This window comes from Povalibacter sp. (assembly GCF_036520495.1).
Taxonomy (GTDB): domain Bacteria; phylum Pseudomonadota; class Gammaproteobacteria; order Steroidobacterales; family Steroidobacteraceae; genus Steroidobacter.
The window spans coordinates 53563-79247 of sequence record NZ_DATDJO010000055.1; the positions used below are offsets into that span (position 1 = coordinate 53563).

The window sequence follows — 25685 nt, forward strand, 5'->3', positions numbered from 1 at the left end:
ATTCAGAACTATCCCAACGCTTCCGCCAAATCCCGAATCAGATCCTCGACATCTTCGATGCCGACTGACAGGCGGACCAGCGAATCGTCGATGCCCAGTTCCTTGCGCTTTTCCAACGGGATGGACGCATGCGTCATGAGACCGGGATGATCGACCAGGCTTTCCACACCGCCGAGGCTCTCGGCGATCGTGAAGATGCGCAGGCGTTCGAGGAAACGGCGGGTTTCGTCCAGGCCGCCTTTGACGAAGAACGTGACGATGCCGCTCGAGCCGTTCTTCATCTGTCGCTTCGCCAGTTCGTGCTGCGGATGGCTTGGCAGTCCCGGATAGAGCACGCGTGAGACGTTGGGGTGTTTTTCCAGCCATTGCGCGATGGCCAATGAGCTTTCGCTGGCCTGACGCATCCGCAATGGCAGCGTCTTCAGCCCACGCAGTGCGAGGAAGCTGTCGAATGGTCCGCTGATGCCGCCAACTGCGTTCTGCAGGAATCCAACCTTGTCCGCCAGTTCCTCATTCGCTGCCACGGCGATGCCGCCCACCATGTCGGAATGGCCGTTCAGATACTTGGTGGCGGAATGCACGACGAGGTCGGCGCCCAGTTCGATCGGACGCTGAATCCACGGACTCGCGAAAGTATTGTCGACCACCGTGAGAATGTCGCGCTTGCGGGCGAACTCCGCCACCTGCGCGATATCGACCAACCGCAACATCGGGTTGGTCGGCGTTTCGATCCAGATCATTTTCGTATCCGGACGCACTGCAGAAGCCAGCGCTTCCGGCTTCGACAGATCGGCGAATGTGATGTCGAGGTTGGCCGTGCGTCGACGCACGCGCTCGAACAGACGGAAGGTACCGCCGTACAGATCATCCATTGACACGATATGACTGCCGGCATCGAGCAGTTCGATCACTGTGCTGGTCGCTGCCATGCCCGAAGCGAACGCGAACCCGCGGACGCCGCCTTCGAGATCGGCAATGCAGCGCTCCCACGCACTACGCGTCGGATTGCGCGTGCGCGAATAGTCGTACCCCTTATGAACACCGGGGCTCGACTGCGCGTAGGTCGAGGTCGTGTAGATCGGCGGCATCACGGCGCCAGTCGACGGATCAGGCGACTGCCCGGCGTGAATGCAGCGGGTGGCGAAACCGAGCGGGCGATTGGAATCAGACATGATGAATGGCAAACGCAAGAAACGAGGATGACAGAGTTGACGCCAGCCCGATGCCTGTCAAGCAACCCGTCGGCATCAGGCCAGAACCGAGGAATTCAGGCATTACACAAAAGAGCGCAAAGGAGGCCCACAAAGAGCACATAGAAGCACATAGGTACGAGTGTCCCATCAGTCGTCCCCTGCCTCCCGAACCATTGCTCCTGTGTGCTCCCGTATGCGCTCCTTTGCGTACCTTCCTGCTTTCAGCACTTCATTTGCCGGCGCAGGTAGTTGAGCACGTCCGAACGTGTGATCAGTCCCAGGAACGTCTCGCCATCCATTACCGCGGCGGATGACCTCACCTCCAGCATGGCGACGAGGTTGTTCACCGAGGTGCTCTTGTCGACGCGCAGGAACGCTTTGGTCATCGCATCGCGCACTGGGTCGTTGAAGCACTGCGGACGACCGAACGCGAAGCGCAGAATGTCGTCTTCGGTCACGACGCCGATCAGTTCGTCGTTTTCGATCACGGGAAGCTGCGAGAAACCGGCGTTGCGCAGGCGGTTGTGCGCCGTGGTCAGCGCATCGTCCGGACCGACCGTGATCGTGGCGCGCTGCCCGTGCGGGCGGCCGATCAGGTCGCGCAGATCGCCGAAGGTTTCGCGCTGTGTGAACCCCTGATCTTCCATCCAGAAGTCGTTGAACAGTTTCGACAGATAGCGCGAGCCGGTGTCGCAGGCGAATGTGACCACGCGTTGCGGTGATGTCTGTTCGCGGCAATAGCGCAGCGCCGCTGCGAGCAGCGTGCCGGTCGATGATCCCGCCAGAATGCCTTCCTGCTGCAGCAGCGCCCGCGCAGTGGAGAATGATTCGCTATCAGGAATGGTGTAGGCGCGACGCGTCATCGAAAAATCGCAGATCGACGGAATGAAATCCTCGCCGATGCCTTCGACCAGCCATGAGCCCTTCTGCGTCATTTTACCGGTATCGATATATTCCTTGAGGATCGAACCCTGCGGATCGGCGAGCACCAGCTCGATGTTCGGCGCATGTTTCTTGTAATAGGCGGCGAGCCCGGCAATCGTGCCGCTCGAACCCACACCCACCACGACGGCATCCAGCTTGCCGCCCATCTGCTCCAGGATTTCCGGCGCCGTGGTCTCTTCGTGCGCCTTCGGATTGTCGGGATTCGCGAACTGATTGATGAAGTAAGCACCCATTTTTTTCGCAATCGCGGCGCCGAGGTCCTGGTAGTACTCGGGATGTCCCTTGGCGACATCCGAGCGCGTCAGCACGACTTCCGCCCCCATCGCGCGCAGATTGAAAATCTTCTCCTGGCTCATCTTGTCGGGCAGCACCAGGATCATGCGATAGCCCTTCTGCGCCGCGACCAGCGCCAGGCCAAGGCCCGTGTTGCCGGCCGTCGCTTCCACGATCGTGTCGCCAGGCTTCAGCTGTCCGCGTTTCTCTGCTTCGCGAATCATGGAAAGGCCGATGCGATCCTTGATCGATCCGCCGGGATTCATCATCTCGAGCTTGAGGTACAGCTCGCAGGGACCCGTATCGAAGCGATTCAAGCGGATCATCGGTGTGCGACCGATCATCTCGAGCGCATTGGAATAAACATGCATGGGAAGGGGACTCCGCAAGAGGGCGACTGGTCACTGGTCGCTGGCCAGATCGCGGCGACTGCCGCGAGGATGAGCTACGCTATGTCGATTGTACGTGACCTTGAACGCCCGATGCCTGCCGTAGATTCATCACAGACTGTTTCCGACGCACTGCATACCGCAACCGCCATGCTCGCCCGGGTCTCCACTTCGGCGCGACTCGATGCCGAACTGCTGCTCGAACATGTAACGGGCCTGTCGCGCACGGCCTTTCGCACCGCTCCGGAGCGCGTGTTGCCGGTGAAGGCTGGATGGTCGTATCAGCAACTCGTGAAGCGCCGGATGCAGGGCGAACCTATTGCATACATCCGCGGACAGGAGGAATTCTGGTCGCTGCTGTTCGAGGTCGGCCCGGATGTCCTGATCCCGCGAGCGGAAACAGAACTCGTCGTCGAGCGCGCGCTGACGCATATCGATGCAGAAGCAGCGGCCAGCGTCGCGGATCTCGGCACCGGCAGCGGCGCCATCGCACTGGCGCTCGCGCATGAGCGTCCGCGGGCGCACGTCGTCGCTATCGATGCGTCGAGGCCGGCGCTCGAAATGGCCACCCGCAACGCCGCGCGACTGCAGATCCCGAATGTCCGGCTGCTGCATGGCAGCTGGTTCTCGCCGCTGGCGGGTCAGCGTTTCGATGTCGTCGTTTCGAATCCGCCGTACATCGCCGTGGACGATCCGGATCTTTCTCCCAGCGTGCGGCGTTTCGAACCCAGCCTCGCGCTGCTCAGCGGCCGCGCCGGCTTCGATGCCATCGAGCAGATCGTCGCCGGAGCGCCGTTACATCTGGTCGCTGGCGGCTGGCTGATCCTGGAGCACGGCTGGAAACAGGCGCCTGCGGTCAGAGATCTGCTTGTGCGCGCCGGCTTCAGTCGCGTACGCTCGCACGCCGATCTGGCCGGCCACGAGCGCGTTACGGAAGGAAGCATCTGAGACTGCAAAAGACCGCAAAAAGGAGCATTCAGGCCTGCCGGCAGGAAGCGCACCGCGGTCCATTTGCGAGTTCGTGATCCATCGTTACCGTTCCTTCATGCCCCGTGGGGATTCCCTTTTGGTCACGGTCTTTCGCGGCCCCCAACTCATCAAGTGACACCCATGCTCGAATTCAAAACCTCCAAAGGCACCTTCACCGTCCAGCTGTTCGACAAGCAGGCGCCGATCACCACCGAGAATTTTCGCAAGTACGCCGAAGACGGCTTCTTCGACGGCACCGTGTTCCATCGGGTCATTCCGGGATTCATGGTGCAGGGCGGCGGCATGACAGCTGACCTGCAGGCCAAATCCGGCCAGCGTGCGCCGATCAAGAATGAAGCCACCAATGGCCTCAAGAACAAGCGCGGCACCCTGTCGATGGCTCGCACCAACGACATCAACAGCGCCACGTCGCAGTTCTTCGTCAATCTCGTCGACAACGACTTCCTCGACCACAAGTCGCAGGCGAACTTCGGCTACGCCGTGTTCGGCCGCATCGATTCCGGCATGGAAGTGATCGAGGCCATTGCTGGCGTGAAGACGGGCAGCAAGGGCGGACACCAGGACGTGCCGACCGAAGCGGTCACGATCGAGTCGGTGACGGTCATCCCAGACAAGGAGTAAGTATTCATTGGTCACTCCCGCGCAGGCGGGAATGACCGTCAGGAACCAATCAGCCCGTCCAACATGTTCCGTCGCCTGATCCGCTTCTCTGGCTGGTTGTTGCTGAGCTGGCTCGTCGTCACGATCCTCGCCGTGCTGCTCTTTCGCTGGATCGATCCACCGAGCTCCGCATTCATTCTTCGCGAACGGTTGATCGCGGCAGCCGCCAATCCGTCCTACACGGTGAAGCAGCGCTGGGTCGATTGGCAGCAGATTTCACCGCAGATGAAAGTCGCGGTGATCGCCTCGGAAGACCAGACTTTCCCCAATCACTACGGGTTCGACTTCAAGTCGATCGACAAGGCGCTCGATGATCGCGAGCGCGGGCGACGCGTGCGCGGCGCCAGTACCCTCTCGCAACAGGTCGCGAAGAATCTGTTCCTGTGGCCCGGCAAGAGCTGGATTCGCAAAGGACTCGAGGCGTATTTCACTCTGCTGATCGAAACGCTGTGGCCGAAGCAGCGCATCCTCGAGGTGTACCTGAACGTCGCCGAATTCGGCAAAGGCGTCTTCGGCGTCGGCGTGGCCAGCGACACTTATTTCAAGAAGCCCGCGGCGCGCTTGAATGCCTACGACGCGGCCCTGCTCGCCGCCGTGTTGCCTAACCCGAAACGACTGCGCGCCAACGCACCGTCAAGCTATGTGCGCTCGCGACAGCAATGGATCGTAGGGCAGATGCGTGGGGTGGGTGGGACGGCGGTGCTGCAAAAGCTCGACTGACTCGTGGAGAGTTGATAGTGGATAGCGCTCATTGCGCCATCGACCACCATCTCCGTTCCCCGCTATCAGCTATCCACCTGTCAACTATCAACTACTCTTCAACTATCAACTTCCGTGTCCAGGCCGATCGGACACGACACCCCGGTTCCGCCCAATCCACAGTACCCCCGCGGATTCTTCGCCAGGTATTGCTGGTGATAATCCTCGGCGTAATAGAACACCGGTGCGTCCAGTATCTCCGTCGTAATCTCGCCGTGGCCTGCTTTCTTCAAGGCCTCGCCATAACTTCTGAGGCTCGCTTCTGCGGCCGCGCGCTGCTCTGCATCGAAGGTGTAGATGCCGGATCGATACTGCGTGCCGATGTCGCCGCCCTGGCGCATGCCCTGGGTCGGGTCGTGCGATTCCCAGAACACTTTCAGCAGATCCGCGTAATCGAGGTCGCGCGGGTCATACACGACGAGCACGACCTCGTTGTGCCCGGTGTATCCGCTGCACACTTCCTCATACGTCGGATTGGGCGTGGTGCCGGCGGCATAACCGACAGCCGTGCTGTAAACCCCCGGCAACTGCCAGAATTTGCGTTCCGCGCCCCAGAAACACCCCAGCCCGAACATCGCCCGCTTCAGCCCCTCCGGGAATGGCGCGACGATGCGATTGCCGTTGACGTAGTGCTTGACCGGCACGGGCATGGCGGCCGGACGACCGGGAAGAATGTCCGTCGGATCGGGCATTTGGGCTTTCTTGCGAAACGAATACATGGCCACCTCGCTGCAGAAGAATCGGCCGGGCGCGTCAGACTACGAACATGTTTCGGTCACGGCAACGGCTGCCGTCGACCTCGCAGACTGAGGGGTAGATCCGGCGGGAACGCTATGGATGTGGCCGACCGGGGTTTGTTTCCAGCCCCCTTCGATGCGGCGACTATGCGCCATCCGTGCCGATCGCACGTCTTTTGCCGCAGGCGCTTTGCTGCTGACGGGGGGCGTGGTCGCGGGCGCCGTAAGGGGTCAGGTGGGAATGAGCGCGGCCCGGCAGCAAGAACATCTACTTGAAACCGGGGCTCGCGGCTGGCCGGGCTCCATGGGTCGGGCCCGGCCTGATAGGGCGCGGCTAGTGCTGCGCGACAGCCGTTCGCGAGGTTGCTTCGTCCGTCGACACCCATGCGCCGCCGGCAGCGCTTGCGATCATGTGCCCCATGAAGACCGGCGCTTCCGCGACGTGCCGGCATTCGCGGGGCGTCAGCCCGTGGAAGCGGCGCAAGGCGCGGAACAGGGTGGAGCGTGAATCGAAGCCGACTTCCTTTACCACCTCATCGACCTGACGCTGGCTGCTGCGCAGCAGTCGCGCTGCAACAGATGTGCGCTTGCGCTGCAGGTATTCGTGCGGTGTGACGTCATGAATCTGCTTGAAGAGGCGCAGGAAATGGTGCCGCGACAGGAAAGCAGCGCCAGCCATGTCGCTCAGCATCAGGGGCTTCGCGAAACTGGAATGGATGAAGTCCGTCGCCAGCGACACGCGCCGCAGAATTTCCCGGCGCGTCGAGGCGCGCCGTACCGGAATCTGCCGCGCCCTCGTCAGCAAGTGCCGGTGGTTGATCAGCAATCGCTCCAGCAGGAAGGCGAGTTGCTCCTCGTACCACAGCGCATCGTCCAGCCCCATTTCGCAATGGCGCCGGATGAACAGCAGCACCGGGGTGACACTGCGATCGTGCGTACGCAGGTGCGGCGTGAACGGCAACTGAACACCGCTCATCGCCTCACCGTCCTCGAGCATGTGATCGTCCGACGTCGTCAAGGCGCCGAGCACCTCTTCCGGCATACCCTGACGGAACAGGATGGTGAGCGAATGAACGTTGTGTGAGGTACGAATACGTACAGATGTGGGTCCGCCCGACGCCAACAACCAGGTGTCGTCGTCGACGATGACCCGTCGACCGTCGAGAGCGACCTCCTCATTGCCGTTCCATGCGCTGAGCAATGCGAGACGGCGGCCATCGAGCGCGTAGTCCGCGGCCTGCGTGTTGAGATTCAGAATGACGCTGCCGTCGTGACCTGCGCGAGCGGACGACACGCTGCTCTGAAGCTCCTGCGTTCTGCGAACGATCATCCTTTCAATGCTCCCCATGTCTCGCGTGGTGCAGTCGTAGATGACAACGCCATGCATCGGTATACAAGCGACTTACGACTATGAGATACGCGGATGCGACGAAAGGTTTCGGCGCCAGACGAGGTTGCTGCCAACAACACACAAAAAAGCGACAGATGAGACGATTCATAATGAATGCACGCAGATGTGACGTGGTTACGCCGTGGCGCGAACGCGAATGCCAACGTGCAATCGTCGGGGTCCGCTGTACGACTGTTAGCCTGACTGTGACAGTCGTATCGTCCACGGCGGTCGATTGCGGACAGCCCGGCGCTTCGTGCTCGACGCCGTCCATCCGGACAATTCCTGCCGACACGCACAGATGCGTGTGCCGGTCGATGTGAGTGGCGCGAAGAAGTGGGAGAGGGACATAGGCGGCGCCGTCCATCCACGGCTATGATCGCAGCGTCTCACCAAATACCACCCATCATGCCCATCTGCCACGAACACAATCTCGCCACGCCTGCGCCTACCAAGTGCTCCTTCGGTATCCGCGTCCGGCTGCGTTCGACCGATCCGTTCCGGAACCTGGTCGGCAGCGACTGGAATCGCGAGCACTGGTTCGCCACTCGCGAGGAACGCGACGAAGCGCTGCAGGAGATGGGCGGCCGCTACGTCTACTTCCGCCCCGGCGACCAGCCGACGCTGGAATTCAAGAAAATAGACAGATAGCCAGGAGAAGGCAGGTACACAAAAGAGCACATAAGGACAGGAGGTAAAGAGGCAGATCCGTGCGGATCTCAGCAGATTCAAACTGCTTTCCTTTGTGTTCTTTTGAGTCTTTTGCGCTCGTTTGTGTACCCCTCTCGCTTTTAGAATGAGCGGCCGAGGAACAGGTAGAACTGCTTGTCGCCGCCTTCATCGAATCCCGCCGCCAGATAGACCGGACCCAGCGGCGTATCCACGCCGAAGAACACGCTGCCGTCTCTACGCAGTCCGGCGGTGCTGATCTCGTCGCGCCGCTGCCAGGCATTGCCCGCTTCCAGGGAAATGCCCACATAGGCCGGCAAGTCGAGGACGCCGGACCCACCGCGACCGATCTTCCGGTAATAGAGGAGTCGCGCGATGCCGTAGTGCGGGCCCGACAGGAAGCCCGGCGGCAAGCCGGACAGATTGAAGAAGCCACCCAGCGAAAAGAAGTCCTCCGGCCGCGTCAGGTCATCGACGGTCGTGCCCATGTCCGTCCAGAAGATGAATGTGTGCCGGTCGATCGACCGGGCGATCAGCCAGTTGGTGACGAAGGCATTGAACTCCTGATCCGCACCAAACGACGTTCGCTCGCCGCGCCACTCGAAATCGAACTGCTGCCCTCTGCGGGGAAAGTAGATGCTGTCGAGCTTGTCGTACGAGAAGCGCGCGAACACGCCGCCGCGATTGAAGTCATCGCCGGGCAGCGTCGGATCGCCGATCAGCACATGCGAATGACCCTGGCCGCGCCGCAGGCCGAAGCGCACTTCCCCCCAGTTGGACAGTTCGCGACCGACGTCGAGAGCGCCCTGCATCGTTCGCACGCGGTATTCGGCCGTGCGCCGTTCGCCCAGCAGCGAATAGACGCTGCGCTCCTCGAACTCGAACTGCGGCGCGACGAAATAGCGACTCGCCAGTGACAGGGGCTGGTAGAACTCGGTGAAGAAGCGCGGGCGCTCGCCGATCTGCAGATCCGTGAGCCATTCGGCGCCGAGCTGGTTGAGCTCGGTCATGATGAAACGCATGGCGGCGTTGTAGCGGCTGTTGCCCTCGAAATCGTCTTCGAGATTGAGTCCGAAACGCGCGTAGTTCGGTCCCCAGCTCTTGCGCCGCAGGCTCATCTCGAGCCCCGTTTCGCCCTGCTCTTCGATCAGCGAATAGTCGATCGATTCGAAGAGGTCGAGCGCATACAGCGACGACAGCTGCCGCTTCAGCAGCTCGGGATCGAGCGGCTTGCCCACGACCTCCTGCATGGTCGCGTCGACCAGGCGCGCATGGTCCTGCGACCGCGAGTCCGCGCGCACGAAGCCGATCGTCGGACGCTCGGTCGCGCGCGGATTGCGGTCGGCGAGGTATTGCTGGTACTGCTGCTCGTCGAGCGCGAGCGCACTCAAGCGCACCTTCGCGGCTTCGGCCGCCTGCTTGCCCGCGCTCAATGCCTGAGGCACGCGCGTGAAGTCATTGGACGTCAACTTGCCCAGCGGCGGATCGATGACGATGTCGCTGCCCGTGAGCTTCTGCCGCTCTTCCAGCGTCCGCGCACGGATCATGATCGCGAACGCCTGATTCGTGACTTCGAGCGGCGAGGCCAGCTGATCGCGCGAGTACAGCGGGAAACTCACGTCGACGACGATGAGCACATCGACCCCCATGCCGTGCGCCGCATCCACCGGCAGGTTCTGCACCAAACCCCCATCGACCAGCAATCGGCCGTCGCGCTGCGCCGGCGCGAACACACCCGGCGCCGATATGCTCGCGCGCAAAGCCGTCACGAGATCGCCGGATTTCATCACCACCGCCTCGCCCGTTTCGAGATCGGTCGCCACCGCGCGGAACGGGATCGGCAGCCGATCGAAGTCCTGCACTTCCGCCACGGGCAGCGCCGCATTGCGCAGCACCTGCTCGAGCTTCTGGCCCTGCACCAGCCCCTGCGGCAACACGAACCCATCCTCGCGCACGCCGAGCGCATACCGCACCAGAAAATTCCGATCGTCCTGCTTGCGTCGAAACCCCAGCTCGGCGCGCGGCGGGCGATCCTGGAATGCATCCTGCCAGTTCACTGAATTGATCAGAGTCTCGATCTCTGCAGCGGACATGCCCGATGCATACAGACCGCCCACGACCGCGCCCATGCTCGTACCGGCGATCGCGTCCACGGGAACGCGCATCTCGTCCAGCACTTTGAGAACACCCACGTGCGCGGCGCCGCGTGCGCCACCGCCGCTCAGCACGAGGCCGACGCGCGGGCGCGCCGTCTCGGCCGCCATCGCCATGAGGGGGGCGCAAGCGAGAAGCATCAGGGTCAGTGCGCGAAGGGTCGTCGTGATCAGGCAGTGCATAGTTCTGTTCATAGCGCGCCGCGGGAAACTGCCGGGATAGTAGCCCAATCGCTTCAATCGGCAGACTCGTGAGGCCGACCGAAGGCGACTCCGCAGCCGCTGAATCGTGCTCCGGCGGGCGGGCGGCAGGCCGGCTGAAGCCGGCCCCACAGTGAACACCTACCGCGCGTGCCGCCGCTCCATTAGGCTTTGCCACATGTCGTTCCGACGCAGCCTTGCGTTCTTCTACCTGCTGGCCGTGCCGGCCCTCGCCGCGTCACCGCAGCGACCAGCCGACGACGACATGCAATGGGGCTGGTACGGGGGCGACGCCGGTGGCAGTCGTTACGCGAACCTGCGGCAGATCGACCGGGGCAACGTCGGAAAGCTGCGCGTCGCGTGGACTTATCGCACCGGCGAACTCGGCGCGGGCTTCCTGCGGCCGGGCAAACTCTCGTTCGAGACCACGCCCATACTCGTCAACGGCTCGCTGTATCTCAGCACGCCGACCAATATCGTCATTGCGCTCGACCCCGCGACCGGGCGAGAACGCTGGCGTTACGACCCGAAAATTCCCCGCGATCGGCACTACTCGGAGAACACTTCGCGCGGTGTCTCGTGGTGGATCGACACGACGCGCGAACCGGCAGAGCCGTGTGCGTCCCGTATTTTCATGGGCACACTGGACGCGCGCCTGATTGCTATCGACGGCACGACCGGCCGTCCCTGCGCCGACTTCGGCGTCGGCGGCTCGATCGATCTGTCCCAGGGCGTGCGCATGACCGGGCGCGGCGACTATCTCGTCTCCAGCCCGCCTGCGCTCTACGGCGGCCTCGTGATCACCGGCTCGGCCATTGGCGATAACCGCGGCGTCGAGCTGGAGCGAGGCGTCGTGCGCGCCTTCGATGCCCGCAGCGGTACGCAGCGCTGGGCGTGGGATCCGATCCCCACTGCCACGTCGACGGATCTCACCGATCGCGGCTGGACCGCGTCAGGCGCACAACGCACCGGCGCTGCCAATGCCTGGTCGATCCTGTCGGTGGATGCCGGCCGCGATCTGGTCTTCGTCCCCACCGGTTCGGCAAGCCCGGATTTCTTCGGCGGCGAGCGTTCCGGCGACAACCGCTATGCCAACTCGCTGGTCGCCCTGCGCGCCAGCACCGGCAAACTCGTCTGGCATCGGCAACTCATCCATCACGATCTGTGGGACTACGATCTCGCGGCGCAGCCGCTGCTCATCGACATCGAGCGCGATGGCAAGTCCATCGCCGCGGTGATCCAGGCCACCAAGACCGGCATGCTGTTCGTGTTCGATCGCGAAACCGGCGAGCCGGTGTTCGAAATCGTCGAACGAACGGTGCCCGCCAGCGACGTGCCCGGCGAAGCCACTTCGCCCACGCAACCCTTTCCGGCCACGCCCGCGCTCGTCTCGCACGCTGCGATCACGCCGCAGGATGCATGGGGGCTGACGTTCTACGATCGCGGCCGTTGCCGCGAGCTGATCGAGAATTACCGCTCCGAAGGCATTTTCACGCCGCCGAGCCTGCGCGGCTCGATCTTCTCGCCGGGCTATGCGGGTGGCGTCAACTGGGGCAGCCTCGCCTTCGATAGCGAGCGGCAACTGATCCTGGCGGCCGTCAACAATGTGCCGATGGTGGTCACGCTGATTCCACGGGATCGCTTCGATGCGCAACGTAAATCGGGCGACTGGCCCCAGTCCGAGTTCGCGCGACAGGAAGGCGCTGCTTACGGCATGCGGCGCGAAGCGTTGATGTCGCCTCTGGGCCTGCCGTGCACCGCACCACCCTGGGGGACGCTGGCCGCGATCGATCTGAAACGCAATGCGATCCGCTGGCAGGTGATGCTCGGCTCGACGCGCGACAGGACTCCCTGGTTCGTGCCCTCCGGCACGCTGGGCATGCCCAACATGGGCGGCCCGATCGTCACGGCCGGCGGCCTGGCGTTCATCGGCGCCGCGACCGACAACTATCTGCGTGCTTTCGATGTGGAAACCGGCCAGGAACTCTGGAAGGGACGCCTGCCTGCGGGCGGACAAGCCACGCCCATGACATATGAGATCGGCGGACGTCAATTCGTGGTCATCGCGGCGGGTGGCCACGGCGGGCTGGATACGACTCGCGGTGACTACGTGGTGGCGTTTGCGCTGCCCCAGGAGTAAAGATCTCCTCAGGGGAACCTGATCGACGGCGGCCAACGGAAGTTCCACGGGGAAATCCCGCGGGACGGGGCGCAGGCGGCAAAGGTTCGCAAACAAAATTCTGCAGACATGGATGACCCACCCGACGAAGATGCGGCCCGTGCAGTTCGTCCAGGTCTCCAGAAAAATGATGTTCAGAATTCCCAAGTCATCGACGCTGGCACTGGTTCTTCTCTGTCCCGTGCTTCCCGTGTCCCCCGTGGAAACTCTGTTTCTCGGCCACGCGACCGCGGCCGACGACCAGTTGGACGAAGTGATCGTCACTGCGACGCGCCGTCCGGAGCAACTGCGCAGTTTTGCCGGCAGCATTTCAGTCGTGGGCGAAGCCGATGTCGCGCTGGTGGGTTCGACGCATCACGCGGAAATCATGAATCGCGCCGCTGGCACGATGATCCAGCGCAACAGCGGCGAAGAAAGCCTCACGGCCATCCGCTCGCCCGTGCTCTCCGGTCCCGGCTCGTGCGGCGTATTCCTGTTCCTCGAGAACAGCGTGCCGATCCGGCCGGTCGGCTTCTGCAACGTCAACGAACTTTTCGAAGTGAACTCCGAGGAGGCGCGATCGATCGAGGTGTTGCGCGGTCCCGCCGGCGTCGTTTACGGCTCCGGAGCCATGCACGGCGCCGTGAATGTGCTGCAGGCCACCCCCGCACAGCTGCCTTCGTTCGGCATCGGCGTGGAAGCCGGGCCCGACGAGTTCTACCGCGGCAAATTCGCCACCGCTCATGTCGGCGAGAATACGGACATCGGCGCCGTCGGCCTCGTATCGCATGACGGCGGCTGGCGCGACAGTTCCGGACTCGAGGAGCAGAAGCTCAATGCGCAGCTCGTGCATCGCTCCAGCAATGCGCTTCTGGGTCTGAGCCTCGCGGCCACCAACCTCAATCAGGAAACGGCAGGATTCATCCAGGGCAAGGATGCGTACCGCGACGAAGCGATCGCAAAGTCCAATCCGAATCCGGAAGCCTATCGGGATGCGTATGCCGTGCGGCTCACGGGCCAGTACCAGCGCAATCTCAACGATAATCTGCAGCTCGACCTGCGGCCCTACGTGCGCCACTCGCGCATGGATTTCCTGCAGCACTTCCTCATCGGCAAACCGACCGAGGAGAACGGCCAGGATTCGATCGGCGTGCTGTCCTCGCTGCACATCGACGCCTTCACCAACACGAGCATCCTCACCGGCATCGACATCGAGTTCGCCGATGGCTTTCTGAAGGAAACCCAGGACGGTCCCGCTACCGATGGCGCGCCCCCCGCCAACATCATTCGTCCGGCGGGCAAGCACTACGACTACACCGTCGGCAGTTCGGTCGCCGCCGCCTACGCACAAGTCGATCAGCCCTTCGCGAGCCGCTGGAAGCTCAGCGCGGGCGTGCGCGTCGAGTACGTGCACTACGAGTACGACAACCGGATGATCGCCGGCAACACGCGCGATGATGGCACCGCCTGTCCCGGCGCGGGCTGCCTGTACAGCCGCCCCGCCGATCGCAGCGACGAATTCACGAGCCCCACCGGCAAGATCGGGCTCACCTATTCGATCAACGACTCGCATGCGATCTACGCGACAGCCACGCATGGCTACCGCGCACCGGACACCAGCGAGCTGTACCGCCTGCAACGGCAGCAGTCGATCGCCGATCTGGATGCGGAAGAACTCGACAGCATCGAAATCGGCGCACGCGGCGAGTTCGCCGCATTGCATTACTCGCTCGCGGCGTTCGACATGACCAAGGACAACGTCATCTTCCGTGACTCCAATGCCTTCAACGTCAGCGATGGCCGCACCAGGCACCGCGGCATCGAGTATGAATTCAACTGGGTAATGCTCGACTCGCTCCGCCTGGCGCTCGCCGGCACGTACGCCAAGCACACGTACGACTTCAACCGATCCGTCGAACAGGGTGAAACCATCGTCGCGGGACGCGACGTCGATACCGCGCCGCGCCACATCAACACCGCGCGTATCAATTGGCGGCCGATCGACACCATCGGCGCGGAACTCGAATGGATCGGCGTCGGCCGCTACTTCGTCGATGCCGGCAACGCGAACGAGTACGAAGGCCACGATCTGTTGAACCTGCGACTCGCATGGAATGCGACCGCCAACTGGACCGGCATCGTGCGCGTCAACAATCTGACCGATCGCGCCTATGCCGACCGCGCTGACTTCGCATTCGGCAACTACCGCTACTTCCCCGGTCGCGATCGAACGGTGTTCGTCGAAGTGAACTATCGGGCGGAGTGAGACCGAGAAGGACCGCTGGGCACTGGACCGCCGGGCTACTGGTCAGCGCAAGAGATGCGGCTCTGATCTGGCCAGCCGCCCAGTCCCCAGTGCCCTGCTAGCTGTGCAGCCGCACATCCGCCACCTTGTCCTTGTAGGACTCCTTCGGGTCCGCTCCCAGCAGCATTTTCACGCCGGCAAACAGGCTGTTCTCGTTCAGCCAGATCTGGGCACGGGCCGGCTCGAAGCGCATCAACTGCAGCTTCGGATCATCCTTGCCTTTCTCGTACCACGCAGCGACGAAGCGATTCCACAAACGATCGATGGCGGCACGGTCGTTATCCAGCACGAGTTCGCCATGCACTGAGGCGAATACTTCGTGCCCCTTCGAGGCGAAGTGCAGTACGGCCGCCTGACGTCCGCGTACGGATTTCACGAGATCCGTATCCTTCGCGCCGAAAAACCATATCGGTCCTTCCGGGTGATCGTCCTCCAATTGCGCCGTCATCGGCTGGCTGTGGCCTTCCTCGACGCCAGCGAGACCGAGCATCACGGTGCGATCGGACTTCAGCGCGTCCCAGAATTTATCGGCGATCTCGGCTTCATTCTTCATGGCGGACTCCGTTGCGTGTAAGGACTTGGCGGACGGGTGCGTCGTGATGACGATCGACGCGGTGCCATCTTCTCAACGGAGTCTGCTCGACCTCTGTTCCCCGCGCGATGTCGAGCGCACAAAAAAGGCCCGGACGAACCCGGGCCTTGAAGTCCACCACCCTCTCCTCGCAGAAGCGAATCAGATCGGCGTGTAGCCTCCGTTGCCGTTCGACGCCACGATCGGGTTCATCGAAATCAGACCATCTGCAGCACCCCCCAGGCCCTGCGTCGGGAAGGCGCTCGCGAAGCTGGTCCGTTCACCATGCAATGCCATGTAATTCAGCAAGACGGACTGCACCAGCAAGTTGACGTTGTTGGCGACCGGCGAGCTTGCGGTCACGACATCGCCGCCCGTGTTGAAGTAACCAATCTGTTGGCGGCGCGCAGTGGCGATGCCGCCTTCGTTCAACAGGGTCGGACGACCGGTCGGGCTGTAGACCAGGAAGAACGCGGCAGCGACCTGCTGGTTGTCACCCGTCCATTCGCCCTTGCCGCGGCCATCGGCTGACATGTCGAGCCTGCCGTTGGAAGACAGCGAGCCGTCGCTGAATACATAGAGCATCAGCGGTTTGCCGCGGCGCGCTGCAAATTCAAGACATGCGCCCATCGCGCGGCCGGCACGCAGATCGCGGTTCTCACCGGTGGCGCGTTCGCCGGTGTGGTAATCGAAACCGCCCATCGAGATCGTGCCGGCGCCGGCATATCCCTCGACGACGAGTTTCATGACGGCAGCAGTCTTTTCAAACTCGCCATCCGTAAAGCGGTTGTTGGCGAAGCTGGTCCCGAACACGCCGGCGGCACCCGTAATCTCCGGATCGGCAGCGGGATTGAGCGCGGCGGGACTGCTGAACTTGTCGATGGTGTCGGCAGTTTTCACGTACCCACAGCGCACGCGAGTCTTCACTTCCGTGTCGTCCGCCAGCTGCGTCTGCACCAACTGCAGCTTCGACTGGCTGACGCGCGCCATGGATTCCATGACGGCGACCGTATCGGCCGGGCTCAGCAGGTTGGCGAGTTCGCCGGTATCGACGAGACCCGTGACGTCGCTGGTGCGATCGATCTTCGTGGGACGGTAAACAGGATCGATCATCATGGCCGGCGCCATCGAGTTGCCACCCGAGTCCGAGTTCTGTGAACCGATCAGCGTCAGCAGTTCGCCCTTGACACCCAGTCCGCTGGGACCGGCCTTCGCCAGACCGTACATCGGATTGTGAGGATTGTTGCCCGTATCGTTCTCTGAGCGCGCGGCGATCACGCAACCGTTGATGTTGGCGCGGGTCGTTGCCGACGTTTTCTCGAGGATACCGCGCAGGAAGGCACTGTCCGAATGGAATGCCAGGCCCAGTTCGGTGTTGATGAAGTTGGTGGTGGCATTGTTCGGCAACATGCCGGGTGCGAGGCCCTGCTTCACGTAGCCTTGCGTCGACAGGAAATCGAGCTGGCCGCCTTCCTTGCCCACCAGCACGTTCGAACCGACGATGTTGGCGCCGCCGGCGAGATCGAAACAGATGAACGGAATTTTGCCGCGACCCGCAGTGATGTTGCAGATCTGAGTCGCAACCTGCTGCATGTCAGACGAGAGTGCCGCATGCGCGCGCGAGCTCAACACGGAGCCGAGCATCGTCGGCGCGATGAGCGTCGCCGAGCCGGTCAGAAATCCCTGCGCGAGAAAATCGCGACGCGTGACCGGACGCTTGTGCGACCCGTGTTTCAACGGCTCGTCGAGCTTCAGTGCACGCTTCCTTTGAGACTTGATGATGAACATAGCTGCCTCAGCGACCTTTCGTTCGTTTCTCGTTTCTGTTAACGGACCAGCATGGCCGCATTGCCGACCGCGGCGCCGCACACTGCCTTGACCACTGTCGGTGTGCGTGTAGCTGCGTTGCTGCCGCAGCTGCCGCTGGCACAGAGCTTCGTGACCAGATCGTTCAGCTCGGTGTCGGCCTGCGCCGCCGGCTGCGTCGCCGCATTGCCGACCACCCTGTCCACGAGCGGATTCACCAGCAATGCACGCTGACCGCTGATGTCGGCGGACCAGTTGAGTCCGGGGAAGTAAGCGCTGCGTGCGGTCGTGTTATCGACCAGCGCGGCGCAGTAGGTGATCGCCAGCTGCGCAATCGACGTCTGGTGCGATGACAGGAACGCGTTGATGTCGACCACGGCCGGCAGTGACTGACGCACGCTGTCGAAGGCGTTCCTGACGGTGGTCGTGTTCGGGTCGACGCCCGTCATCGCTGCCATCGTGGCGTTGATGCCGTCGAACGTACGCACGCCGATATCCGACGGGCGGGGCTGATCGGGACCGAACACCGGCGTCTGCGCGCTCGCAAAGGCAGAGCAGACGTTGGCGCGATCGCCCAGCTGATCGAAGCACAGGAAGAACTCATCCTGCGCCGGGCCGCGCTCCAGGCCGATGATGGTGCCGACCGACGAGAGCGGGAAGCCCTCCGCCGGCGTGTAGCCCGCATCGGTGATCGTCGTGTCGAGCAGACGATACGCCTGGCCTACATGCGGCTCCGCGCCGTTCACACCGATACGCATGCCCCGGATGGCGATGCTGCCTGGACGTGCATTCGCATCGAGGCTCACGAACTTGGGATTCGTGAACAGGTAGCCGTAGCTGTCGTACTGCGCCGCCTCGAACAGGATGTACGAGTCGGCGACGCCAGTGATGTGCTCGACGCCGAACAGCAGGAAGTACTTCTCGCCGACGCCGGCTTCGAAGTTCTGCTGGATCTGTGCAGCGGTAAGTACGCGATTGTGAATCGCCACCAGGCGCACGACGCCGGCCCATGGACGGTTGTTGCTGACTTCGTTACCCAGCACGAAGGCAAAGCTGTTGTCCCAGTCGCCCAGCGTGCCGCCGCCCGCGCCGTCGGTGTCGCCGGTGAACTGACCGTTCACATAGATGCGCCGTCCCTGCACGGGATCGAACGTCATCACGACGTGCTGCAGCGCTGCCTGCAGTCGCTCGTCATCGTCGTCGGTCGAGAGTTGCGGCGTGCCATTGGCGCCCGTCGCCGTGCTGCGGCCGTAGAAGTCGTAGTTGTACAGCGTCTGGCCCATCGTGAAATTGCGGGCCGTGGTGCTGCCGGAGTAGCTGACGATGCGCGAATCTTCCTGCGTCACGTTGCCAGGAATGACCCAGGCCTCCACCGAGTACTCGCCGGTCGCCGTGATGAGCTGATGGAACTTGCGGCTCGTCGTGGTGGAGGCCTGTGCCTTCGCCATCGGTGTTTTGAAGAGCACGCCCCAGCCGCCGACCCAGTCGAAATCGGTGCCCCGCGAACCGGCGAGCGTCAGGTCCGCCGCCGGATCGACACCGCTCGTGTCGAACACGGTGTTGCCGGAGCCGGTCTTGAATTCGTACATGGCGATGACGTTGTTGTCATACCGATTGCCGCCTGCGGCGACCGTACCGTCATACAAGGTGAGCGCCTTGCTGACGACCAGGGTCGGATCGACACCCGTGGGTGTCACCGCATTGGCCATCTGCTGTATCAGTGCCTGCACGGTATCGGCGTTGTTCTGGCACGAACCGCCGCTCGCCCAGCATTGATGCGATTCGCGTCCGAGACGGATCACGAAGCGCGAATCCGCCGGACGATCGAGATTGATCTTCGGCATCGCCGCGAGATACGCCTCTTCGATGTTCGACGAAGCGAAGTACGGCTGCTGCTTGGTAGCCGAATCGCCCGTATGGCAATTCGAACAATGCTGGACCAGCAGCGTATGCAGCGGACCGAAGCCCGCTTCGGCAGCAGTAGCAGCGAAGCGTCGGCTGCTGCCGGGATCCTTTGGTGTCGGTGCAACCAGTTCGATCTGCTTGCCGCCACCGTCGGTGGCGCCCACCCATGCCGTGATCCAGCGGGTGAGGATCGTGGCGCATGACCCGGCGTCTGCGAGCCAGCAGTTGTGGCCGCCGGCAACCTTCAGCACCAGCGGCGACTGCGATGGGCTGTTGCGATCGACGATGCTGCCCGCCTGCTGATAGGCCGCGTTGACGTCATCCGACCGTGCGAACGCAGGAGCCTGTCCCGTGGCGTTGTGGCAGTTGCCGCAGCGATTGGTGCCGCGGACGTTCTCCCAGAATTCGACGCGGAACGACTGGATGTCGTCGGTCGCGGGCGGTGGGCCTGCGTAGTTGGGCCCGGCATTGGGACCACCGGTCACCGGATTTGCTTCCGTGGAGGCTCCGCCGCTGCAACCGCCGAGCGCTATCGCACCCAGCAGTGCGACCGCTGCGAAGCGGATGAGGCCGAAGTTGAATGCGCGCTTCATGCTCGATTGCTCCTCACTGGCCCGCACAGTACGCGGCGGTCTCCGCGAACACGGTCTTCATGTTGTAGTTGCTGTTCCGGAACGCCGCGACGATGTCGTTGCGCTTGCTGCGATCGACGCTGCTCTCGGGAGAACGGAAACAGACGGTGCGAAAGACTTTGTCGACCTGGCACTGCGCGAAGGCATCGCTGTGGGCGAGCTCCTGGCCCAGGCTCTTGGCGCCCTCGCCACGGCGCACGGTGAAGTCGTTGTTGCCTTCCCAGCCAAGCAATGTGTTCTGGCCCGGCAGACGCATGCGGTTTTCCCACTGGTCGTTCGGCGTCACGTAACCGGGCTTGAAGTTGTCGGAATTGATCAGGTACTTGGGCTGCACCTGCCCGGGCGTGTAGACGAGTCGGCCCGTGCCACCGCCGTTCTCATCGAAGTCGTAGTAGGCGAACGCCTGGGCCATGGAATCCATGACGTTGTGGCAGCCGACGCAGTTGTTCTGGAACACGCTGCTGTCGCCGCCCGGGCTACGCGTGACGTCCTGCCGGATGCGATCCGGCGGACGCGAAGTGTCGTGCACCTGCTCCATGTCGCGGCACAGGTGATTCATCAGCGTGAAGCGGAACATCGCGCGATTGGTGCCGTCGATGAAGAACGCTTCGGCCGCCGCGCGCGAGGTGATGATGCCTGCTGTCGCCGACGCCGGCAGACCGTTGAGCGATGACTGCTGGCGTTCCTGCAGCGCGGTGCGCAAGTCCGCATTGCTGCTCTCGAGATTCGCGTACATCGTGTTGTCGGTCGTCGAGTACGCGCCGCTGCCGCCGACGTAGAGGACGTCTGCGTACAGCAGGCTGCGGAAATCCTTGTCGTCGCGAACCATGCCGATGACCGTGGCGGTGTAATCGTTGAGCGGCGCAAATACCGTCTGATCGCGATTCGTCCACGGTGTGGCGAAGTTCTTGAGCGTGACGCTATAGAAGGGACTCGAATGCGCCTGGTCCTTGTCCATGATGAACATGGCCGTCGGATAGAGACCCTGGTTCTGCACCCGCTGCGTCAGCGTATCGAGCAGTGCCGGCGACGGCGGTGTGCCGGTGAGCCGGTCGTACATGCGCTTCGCCTGTTCGCGCTCTGCCGCCACAGCATCGTGCTGTACGGAAACGAGCGTGGCGAACGTCAGCGCCACGGCGACCGCCTTGTAGAGCGATGTGCCGCACACGCTGTCACGCTGCTTCAGCGACTTGCTTGTGTTCATTTCGTGCCAGACCTGTCTTGATCGTTTGTTCGAATCGGCCGTCGAAGTCGTCCGTCCTCCGACTTGCGGGGGAAATATACGCAGCGGTCAACACCCGAGTAACTGTCTCATTCGCAAGACGTCGCGGGTCAGAGACAGTAACGAGCGCTTCGCACGCGCGTGTAGGCTCGCCGCCCACGATGCATCACGCGCTGCATTCAACTGCGCTGTCGGTAGTGCGAATGTGAGCAGCGTCACGCAATGCACGCGTGCGATGTCGAAAAGCTTTTCAATCTGCACGCTCCGGCATGCCTTCTGTGAATCGGTTAACGGATCGCGTGAATATGTCGCGTTGATGATGGGGTCATGCGCTCGAGTCCGGTTTTCCCCGTGGGATTCCCTGCGGTCACCACCGACCTCCGGCAACGTCCGGGTGAACGCCGGACCCACACTGACTCAACAACAACGCCGCAATGAACAATCTACGTGCGTAGGGACGATCGATGAATTGCGGAGTCAGCCCAATGCTTCTTCGGGTAACGACTGATGCGGTGCCTGCCGGTGACCTGCGGCGGCACGCCCCGCGGGCATTGCTCGCGGGGCTGATCGCTACCGTGCTCACGGCCTGCAGCAGCGGCAGCGGCGGCACGGATGTCACGATCGGCAGCGGTCAGGGCGCGGATCCAGTGACGGTCGAATTCCCGGTGTTCTACGTCAAGCGTCCGGTCCCCGATCCCGAGGACGAGGACTTCGAAGAGAACGACGCGCGCGAACCGCTGCGCTTCGAGATCGGCGCCGATCTCTACATGCGCGATCGCGCCTCGCCATCAGCACCCGAAATCAACATCACCGCCGCGGAGACCGAAAACCTCGGCGACATCCGCGACGTCGACGTCAACTACGACGGCTCGAAGGTCATCTTCTCCATGCGCGCCCAGTTCATCGACGGTGCGGACGAAGAGGATCAACCCACCTGGAACATCTGGGAGTACGACGCCAAGAGCAAGGTGTTGCGGCGGGTCATGGCGTCGGACACGACGGCCGAGGAAGGCCACGACATCATGCCGCACTACCTGCCGGACGGCCGCATCGTGTTCACGTCGACCCGGCAGCGCCAGTCGCGCGCGATCCTGCTCGACGAAAACAAGCCGCAGTTCGCTGCGCAGGTGGAAGCAGGCGCCGAACAGCCGGCGTTCGTCCTGCACGTGATGGATGCCGACGGCACCAACATCAATCAGATCACGTACAACCAGAGTCATGACCTGGATCCCTCCGTCATGAACGACGGCCGCATCCTGTACACGCACTGGGAACAGGCGCTGGCCGGCAGCCAGATGGATCTGTACTCGATCAATCCCGATGGCAGCGACCGGCAACTGCTGTACGGCGCGCACAGCCATGCGACCGGCACGACCAATCCGACGACGAATCAGCCATCGGTCATTCAGTTTCTGCAGCCGCGCGCAATGGCCGACAACCGCACACTGGCGCTCATTCGCCCGTTCACCGGCACTAACGAAGGCGGCGACCTGATCCTGATCGACACCGCCAACTACGTGGACAACGCCCGCGGCTCGAGCCCCGCGAATTCAGGCCTGTCCGGCCCCGCGCAAACACGTGCGCTGCCGACCGACGTGCGAACCATTCCCGGGCCCTCGCCCGGCGGTCGTTTCCGCTCGGCATCGCCGCTGTTCGATGGCACGGGCCGTCTGCTGGTGAGCTGGTCTGCGTGCCGCCTCGTCGAAGCGGGCCGCATCGTGCCGTGCACGGCAGATCGCCTCAACAACACCACGACTCCACCGGTCGAAGCGCCGCCGCTCTACGGCGTCTACATCTATGACGTGCGCGACAACACGCAGAAGCCCATCGTCGCGCCGCAGGAAGGTTTCATTTATACGGAGGTGGTCGCAGGCTCGGCGCGCACGCTGCCGCCGGTGATCCTGAGTCGCGCGCCCGGCGTGGATTTCCCGCAGGACCTGGCAACCGAAGGCGTTGGCATCCTGCACATCCGCAGCGTGTACGACATCGACGGCACGATCGCCGTACCGGGCGTGGCTGGTGGCCTCGCGGCTGTCGGCAATCCCGGCAATGCTGCCTATGCGATGCGCCCTGCTCGTTTCCTGCGCATCGAGAAAGTGGTTTCGCAGCCCGATGACGATACGCGCGACGTGCCGAACACCGCCTTCGGCGTGGCGGGTCGCCGCCTCGGCATGCGCGACATCCTGGGGTATGCGCCGATCGAACCCGATGGTTCGGTCAAGGTGAAGGTGCCCGCCAACGTGGCGTTCGCCATCAGCATTCTCGACGCGAAAGGCCGTCGCCTGAACGGCACGCTCGGTCAGCGGCATTCGAACTGGCTGCAACTGATGCCAGGCGAAACATTGGAGTGCAATGGCTGCCACAACCCAGGCACGACCACGCCGATCGCCCATGGACGCAAGGGCCTGACGAATTCGGCGAATGCCGGCGCGACGTCGACGGGTGGCGCATTCCCCGGCACGAACCCCGTGCTCGCTCCATTCGATACGGGTGAGACCATGGCACAGGCACGCGGTCGCGCGATGTGCGGACCGACGGCCGCTTGCGCGCCGAGCGTCGATATCGCCTACGACGACTACTGGCAGCCAGGATTCGATCCGGCAACCACGCCCGGCAGTTTCGACATGTGCTACGGCACCGCCTCGAGCGTGCTGTCGAATCCGAATGACCTGACGCAGCGCCATGCCTGTGCGAGCGCCCTGCGAACCCTGCCGCCAACGACGACGGCCTGCACGACGACCTGGAACGGCCTGTGCCGCATCACGATCAGCTACGAGCAGCACATTCATCCGCTGTGGGGTATTGACCGGTTCGTGGACGTGGATGGCGTGGCGGGTAACGATCTCGATCCCGTGACCGGCCTAGAGATCAATCACAAGTGCAACACCTGCCACAACCCGGTCGGCGCCGCGAATGCAGTCCAGCTTCCCGGCGGCAACCTCGATCTGACCGACGGTCCGTCGGACGAGGAAGCAGATCACTTCAGGTCCTATCGCGAACTGCTGTTCGCCGATACGGCCGAGATACTGAATGCCATGGGTCAGCTCGAACCGGAGTGCGCCGAGACCGCGGTCGATCCGGTGACCATGGTCGAGATCTGCATCCGCTTCCGCCAGGTGCCGGCGCCGATGAGCGGCGGCGGTGCACGTGCCTCGACGCGCTTCTTCGATACGCTCGAGGGACGCACCGTCGGCACCGTGAACCATGCAGACTTTATGTCACCAAGTGAGCTACGCTTGCTCTCCGAATGGCTCGACATCGGCGCCCAGTACTACAACGATCCATTTGCGGCACCGGAGGATTGATGCATTGCTGGTTGCGCCTGCTCATTCTTCCGGTCCTGTTCCTTGCAGCAGTTGCGCAAGCCGACGAGAACCTGCCGAAGATCCTGATCGCTGACCCGTACATCGAACTGCATACGGGTCCCGGTCGCGGCTATCCCGTGTTCCACGTGTCCGAGCGCGGCCAGGAAGTCGAGATCATCAAGCGTCGCACGGACTGGTTCATGGTCCGCACCAGCCGCGGCGTCGAAGGCTGGGTGCCGCGCGAACAGATGCTCGCGACGCTGGCGCCCACCGGCGAATCGCTCGATCTCGACGAACCCGCCCGCGAGAACTACATGAGTCGCCGCTGGCAGGGTGGCGTGATGGCCGGCGATTTCAGCGGCGCGAGCCTGATCTCGGTCTTCGGCGGCTATGCATTCAGCGACAATCTGTCGATCGAGCTGACGCTCAATCACATGCCCGGCGAGTTCACCAGCGCCTATAGCGCGACGCTCGGCCTCATGCATGTGTTCGTACCGGAATGGCGCGCGTCGCCGTACTTCACGCTCGGCACGGGCGTCATTCATATCGAACCCAGAACAACCCTGGTCGAGGCGGAAGACCGCACCGACCAGATCGGCTATGTCGGCGGTGGTGTGCAGTTCTATCTGACGCGGCGCTTCATGCTGCGCACCGAATACCGCAAAGACATCATTTTCACGAGCCGCGACGATAACGAGGAAGTGGACGAATGGAAGTACATCGGCTTCGCATTCTTTTTCTGACGCTGGCGCTGGCGAGCGTTCTGCCCGGTTGCGCGTGGTTCGGCCGCGATCGCGATACTGCGCCCGAAGCAGTCGCGGCTGCCGCAGCACCCACGGGTGAATCGGGCGAGCAGCCCATCATCGATCCGCGGGTCGAGCGCCGTCAGATCAAGCGCGCCTCCATCGACACCGAAGATTTCGAAATCGGCGTGTACGGCGGCATTCTCAGCATCGAGGATTTCGAGAGTAATCCCGTGTACGGCGCGCGCTTCGCGTATCACCTGACGGAAGACTTCTTCCTCGAAGCCACCGTAGGGCAGTCGCGTGCAGGCCGCACCAGCTATGAGAACTTGTCAGGCGCGGCAGAGCTTCTGACCGACGACGAACGCGACTACACCTACTACGCACTGTCGGCAGGATGGAACGCTTTGCCAGGTGAAGTTTTCATCGGCAAGAATCGCGCATACAACACGGCCTTCTACCTGGTGGCTGGCATTGGCAGTACGCGGTTTGCAGGCGATGACCTGTTCACCGTCAGCGGCGGATTCGGCTATCGGGTCCTGCCCAACGACTGGATGGCCGTGCATTTCGACGTACGTGACCACGTCTACGACACGGACCTGCTCGGTGAAAAAAAGATCGTCAATAATCTGGAAGCGCATCTCGGTTTGTCGATCTTCTTCTGAGGGAGGATGACCCT

18 protein-coding genes are annotated in these 25685 nt (G+C 62.8%); 9 read left to right on the top strand and 9 right to left on the bottom strand.

Annotated features, from left to right (window positions below; translation table 11 throughout):
- Window positions 1-8: 8 nt before the first annotated feature.
- Window positions 9-1172 carry a trans-sulfuration enzyme family protein gene (locus tag VIZ63_RS18770; RefSeq protein ID WP_331611244.1) on the bottom strand — a complete coding sequence of 388 codons (1164 nt, stop codon included), beginning with the start codon at window positions 1170-1172 and terminating at the stop codon, window positions 9-11.
- A 242-nt stretch (window positions 1173-1414) separates the two neighbouring features.
- Window positions 1415-2782, bottom strand: a complete 1368-nt coding sequence (locus VIZ63_RS18775) for a cystathionine beta-synthase (RefSeq protein ID WP_331611245.1) — start codon at window positions 2780-2782, stop codon at window positions 1415-1417.
- An 81-nt stretch (window positions 2783-2863) separates the two neighbouring features.
- Between VIZ63_RS18775 and prmC the strand changes: the two genes are divergently transcribed.
- From prmC to mtgA, 3 genes are all read left to right on the top strand, one after another.
- A complete protein-coding gene (gene prmC / locus VIZ63_RS18780; protein ID WP_414703815.1) occupies window positions 2864-3748 on the top strand; it encodes a peptide chain release factor N(5)-glutamine methyltransferase in 885 nt (294 codons plus the stop codon).
- 162 nt (window positions 3749-3910) lie between these two features.
- Complete coding sequence (locus VIZ63_RS18785) at window positions 3911-4411, top strand: peptidylprolyl isomerase (RefSeq protein WP_331611247.1); 501 nt, start codon at window positions 3911-3913, stop codon at window positions 4409-4411.
- Between the two features lie 63 nt (window positions 4412-4474).
- A complete protein-coding gene (mtgA, locus tag VIZ63_RS18790; RefSeq protein ID WP_331611248.1) occupies window positions 4475-5170 on the top strand; it encodes a monofunctional biosynthetic peptidoglycan transglycosylase in 696 nt (231 codons plus the stop codon).
- 98 nt (window positions 5171-5268) lie between these two features.
- Here the strand turns inward: mtgA and msrA are convergent, their stop codons facing one another.
- Window positions 5269-5928, bottom strand: a complete 660-nt coding sequence (msrA, locus tag VIZ63_RS18795) for a peptide-methionine (S)-S-oxide reductase MsrA (RefSeq protein WP_331611250.1) — start codon at window positions 5926-5928, stop codon at window positions 5269-5271.
- Between the two features lie 352 nt (window positions 5929-6280).
- Window positions 6281-7276: an AraC family transcriptional regulator gene (locus VIZ63_RS18800; RefSeq protein WP_331611251.1), complete on the bottom strand. Its 996-nt coding sequence runs from the start codon at window positions 7274-7276 to the stop codon at window positions 6281-6283.
- A 468-nt stretch (window positions 7277-7744) separates the two neighbouring features.
- Here VIZ63_RS18800 and VIZ63_RS18805 point away from each other — a divergent pair, with 468 nt between their 5' ends.
- Complete coding sequence (locus VIZ63_RS18805) at window positions 7745-7987, top strand: hypothetical protein (protein WP_331611252.1); 243 nt, start codon at window positions 7745-7747, stop codon at window positions 7985-7987.
- A 140-nt stretch (window positions 7988-8127) separates the two neighbouring features.
- Here VIZ63_RS18805 and VIZ63_RS18810 read toward each other — a convergent pair whose 3' ends face one another.
- Window positions 8128-10353 (bottom strand): patatin-like phospholipase family protein, encoded by a 2226-nt coding sequence (locus VIZ63_RS18810; RefSeq protein WP_331611253.1) that lies wholly within the window; start codon window positions 10351-10353, stop codon window positions 8128-8130.
- A gap of 184 nt (window positions 10354-10537) precedes the next feature.
- Between VIZ63_RS18810 and VIZ63_RS18815 the strand changes: the two genes are divergently transcribed.
- On the top strand, window positions 10538-12499 hold the full coding sequence (locus tag VIZ63_RS18815; RefSeq protein ID WP_331611254.1) for a pyrroloquinoline quinone-dependent dehydrogenase: 1962 nt from the start codon (window positions 10538-10540) through the stop codon (window positions 12497-12499).
- A 112-nt stretch (window positions 12500-12611) separates the two neighbouring features.
- Entirely contained in the window at window positions 12612-14783 is a 2172-nt protein-coding gene (locus tag VIZ63_RS18820; RefSeq protein ID WP_331611255.1) for a TonB-dependent receptor, read from the top strand.
- A gap of 97 nt (window positions 14784-14880) precedes the next feature.
- Here VIZ63_RS18820 and VIZ63_RS18825 read toward each other — a convergent pair whose 3' ends face one another.
- The 4 genes from VIZ63_RS18825 to VIZ63_RS18840 form a co-directional block, all read right to left on the bottom strand.
- The gene (locus tag VIZ63_RS18825; RefSeq protein WP_331611256.1) at window positions 14881-15375 is read right to left on the bottom strand and encodes a pyridoxamine 5'-phosphate oxidase family protein; all 495 of its coding nucleotides are present in this window, start codon (window positions 15373-15375) and stop codon (window positions 14881-14883) included.
- 180 nt (window positions 15376-15555) lie between these two features.
- Complete coding sequence (locus tag VIZ63_RS18830) at window positions 15556-17181, bottom strand: hypothetical protein (protein WP_331611257.1); 1626 nt, start codon at window positions 17179-17181, stop codon at window positions 15556-15558.
- A gap of 38 nt (window positions 17182-17219) precedes the next feature.
- Window positions 17220-19697 (bottom strand): LamG domain-containing protein, encoded by a 2478-nt coding sequence (locus VIZ63_RS18835; protein WP_331611258.1) that lies wholly within the window; start codon window positions 19695-19697, stop codon window positions 17220-17222.
- 13 nt (window positions 19698-19710) lie between these two features.
- A complete protein-coding gene (locus tag VIZ63_RS18840; RefSeq protein WP_331611259.1) occupies window positions 19711-20940 on the bottom strand; it encodes a hypothetical protein in 1230 nt (409 codons plus the stop codon).
- Between the two features lie 503 nt (window positions 20941-21443).
- On the opposite strand from VIZ63_RS18840, the gene VIZ63_RS18845 reads away from it, so the two are divergent.
- From VIZ63_RS18845 to VIZ63_RS18855, 3 genes are read left to right on the top strand one after another with little or no spacing between them, the layout of a single operon-like run.
- Window positions 21444-24263, top strand: coding sequence for a hypothetical protein (locus VIZ63_RS18845; RefSeq protein ID WP_331611260.1), 2820 nt, complete (start codon window positions 21444-21446; stop codon window positions 24261-24263).
- Window positions 24263-25006, top strand: coding sequence for an outer membrane beta-barrel protein (locus tag VIZ63_RS18850; protein WP_331611262.1), 744 nt, complete (start codon window positions 24263-24265; stop codon window positions 25004-25006). The genes VIZ63_RS18845 and VIZ63_RS18850 overlap by 1 nt, the downstream gene beginning before the upstream one ends.
- Complete coding sequence (locus VIZ63_RS18855; protein ID WP_331611263.1) at window positions 24973-25671, top strand: outer membrane beta-barrel domain-containing protein; 699 nt, start codon at window positions 24973-24975, stop codon at window positions 25669-25671. Before VIZ63_RS18850 ends, VIZ63_RS18855 begins: the two co-directional genes overlap by 34 nt.
- Window positions 25672-25685: the final 14 nt, after the last annotated feature.

Coding starts and splice junctions, on each gene's coding strand:
- mtgA (WP_331611248.1), top strand. CDS start 4,475: ATGTTCCGTCGCCTGATCCGCTTCTCTGGCTGGTTGTTGCTGAGCTGG.
- VIZ63_RS18785 (WP_331611247.1), top strand. CDS start 3,911: ATGCTCGAATTCAAAACCTCCAAAGGCACCTTCACCGTCCAGCTGTTC.
- VIZ63_RS18770 (WP_331611244.1), bottom strand. CDS start 1,172: ATGTCTGATTCCAATCGCCCGCTCGGTTTCGCCACCCGCTGCATTCAC.
- VIZ63_RS18840 (WP_331611259.1), bottom strand. CDS start 20,940: ATGAACACAAGCAAGTCGCTGAAGCAGCGTGACAGCGTGTGCGGCACA.
- VIZ63_RS18815 (WP_331611254.1), top strand. CDS start 10,538: ATGTCGTTCCGACGCAGCCTTGCGTTCTTCTACCTGCTGGCCGTGCCG.
- VIZ63_RS18825 (WP_331611256.1), bottom strand. CDS start 15,375: ATGAAGAATGAAGCCGAGATCGCCGATAAATTCTGGGACGCGCTGAAG.
- VIZ63_RS18775 (WP_331611245.1), bottom strand. CDS start 2,782: ATGCATGTTTATTCCAATGCGCTCGAGATGATCGGTCGCACACCGATG.
- VIZ63_RS18830 (WP_331611257.1), bottom strand. CDS start 17,181: ATGTTCATCATCAAGTCTCAAAGGAAGCGTGCACTGAAGCTCGACGAG.
- VIZ63_RS18835 (WP_331611258.1), bottom strand. CDS start 19,697: ATGAAGCGCGCATTCAACTTCGGCCTCATCCGCTTCGCAGCGGTCGCA.
- VIZ63_RS18820 (WP_331611255.1), top strand. CDS start 12,612: ATGACCCACCCGACGAAGATGCGGCCCGTGCAGTTCGTCCAGGTCTCC.
- VIZ63_RS18800 (WP_331611251.1), bottom strand. CDS start 7,276: ATGATCGTTCGCAGAACGCAGGAGCTTCAGAGCAGCGTGTCGTCCGCT.
- prmC (WP_414703815.1), top strand. CDS start 2,864: ATGTCGATTGTACGTGACCTTGAACGCCCGATGCCTGCCGTAGATTCA.
- VIZ63_RS18805 (WP_331611252.1), top strand. CDS start 7,745: ATGCCCATCTGCCACGAACACAATCTCGCCACGCCTGCGCCTACCAAG.
- msrA (WP_331611250.1), bottom strand. CDS start 5,928: ATGTATTCGTTTCGCAAGAAAGCCCAAATGCCCGATCCGACGGACATT.
- VIZ63_RS18855 (WP_331611263.1), top strand. CDS start 24,973: ATGGAAGTACATCGGCTTCGCATTCTTTTTCTGACGCTGGCGCTGGCG.
- VIZ63_RS18850 (WP_331611262.1), top strand. CDS start 24,263: ATGCATTGCTGGTTGCGCCTGCTCATTCTTCCGGTCCTGTTCCTTGCA.
- VIZ63_RS18845 (WP_331611260.1), top strand. CDS start 21,444: ATGCTTCTTCGGGTAACGACTGATGCGGTGCCTGCCGGTGACCTGCGG.
- VIZ63_RS18810 (WP_331611253.1), bottom strand. CDS start 10,353: ATGAACAGAACTATGCACTGCCTGATCACGACGACCCTTCGCGCACTG.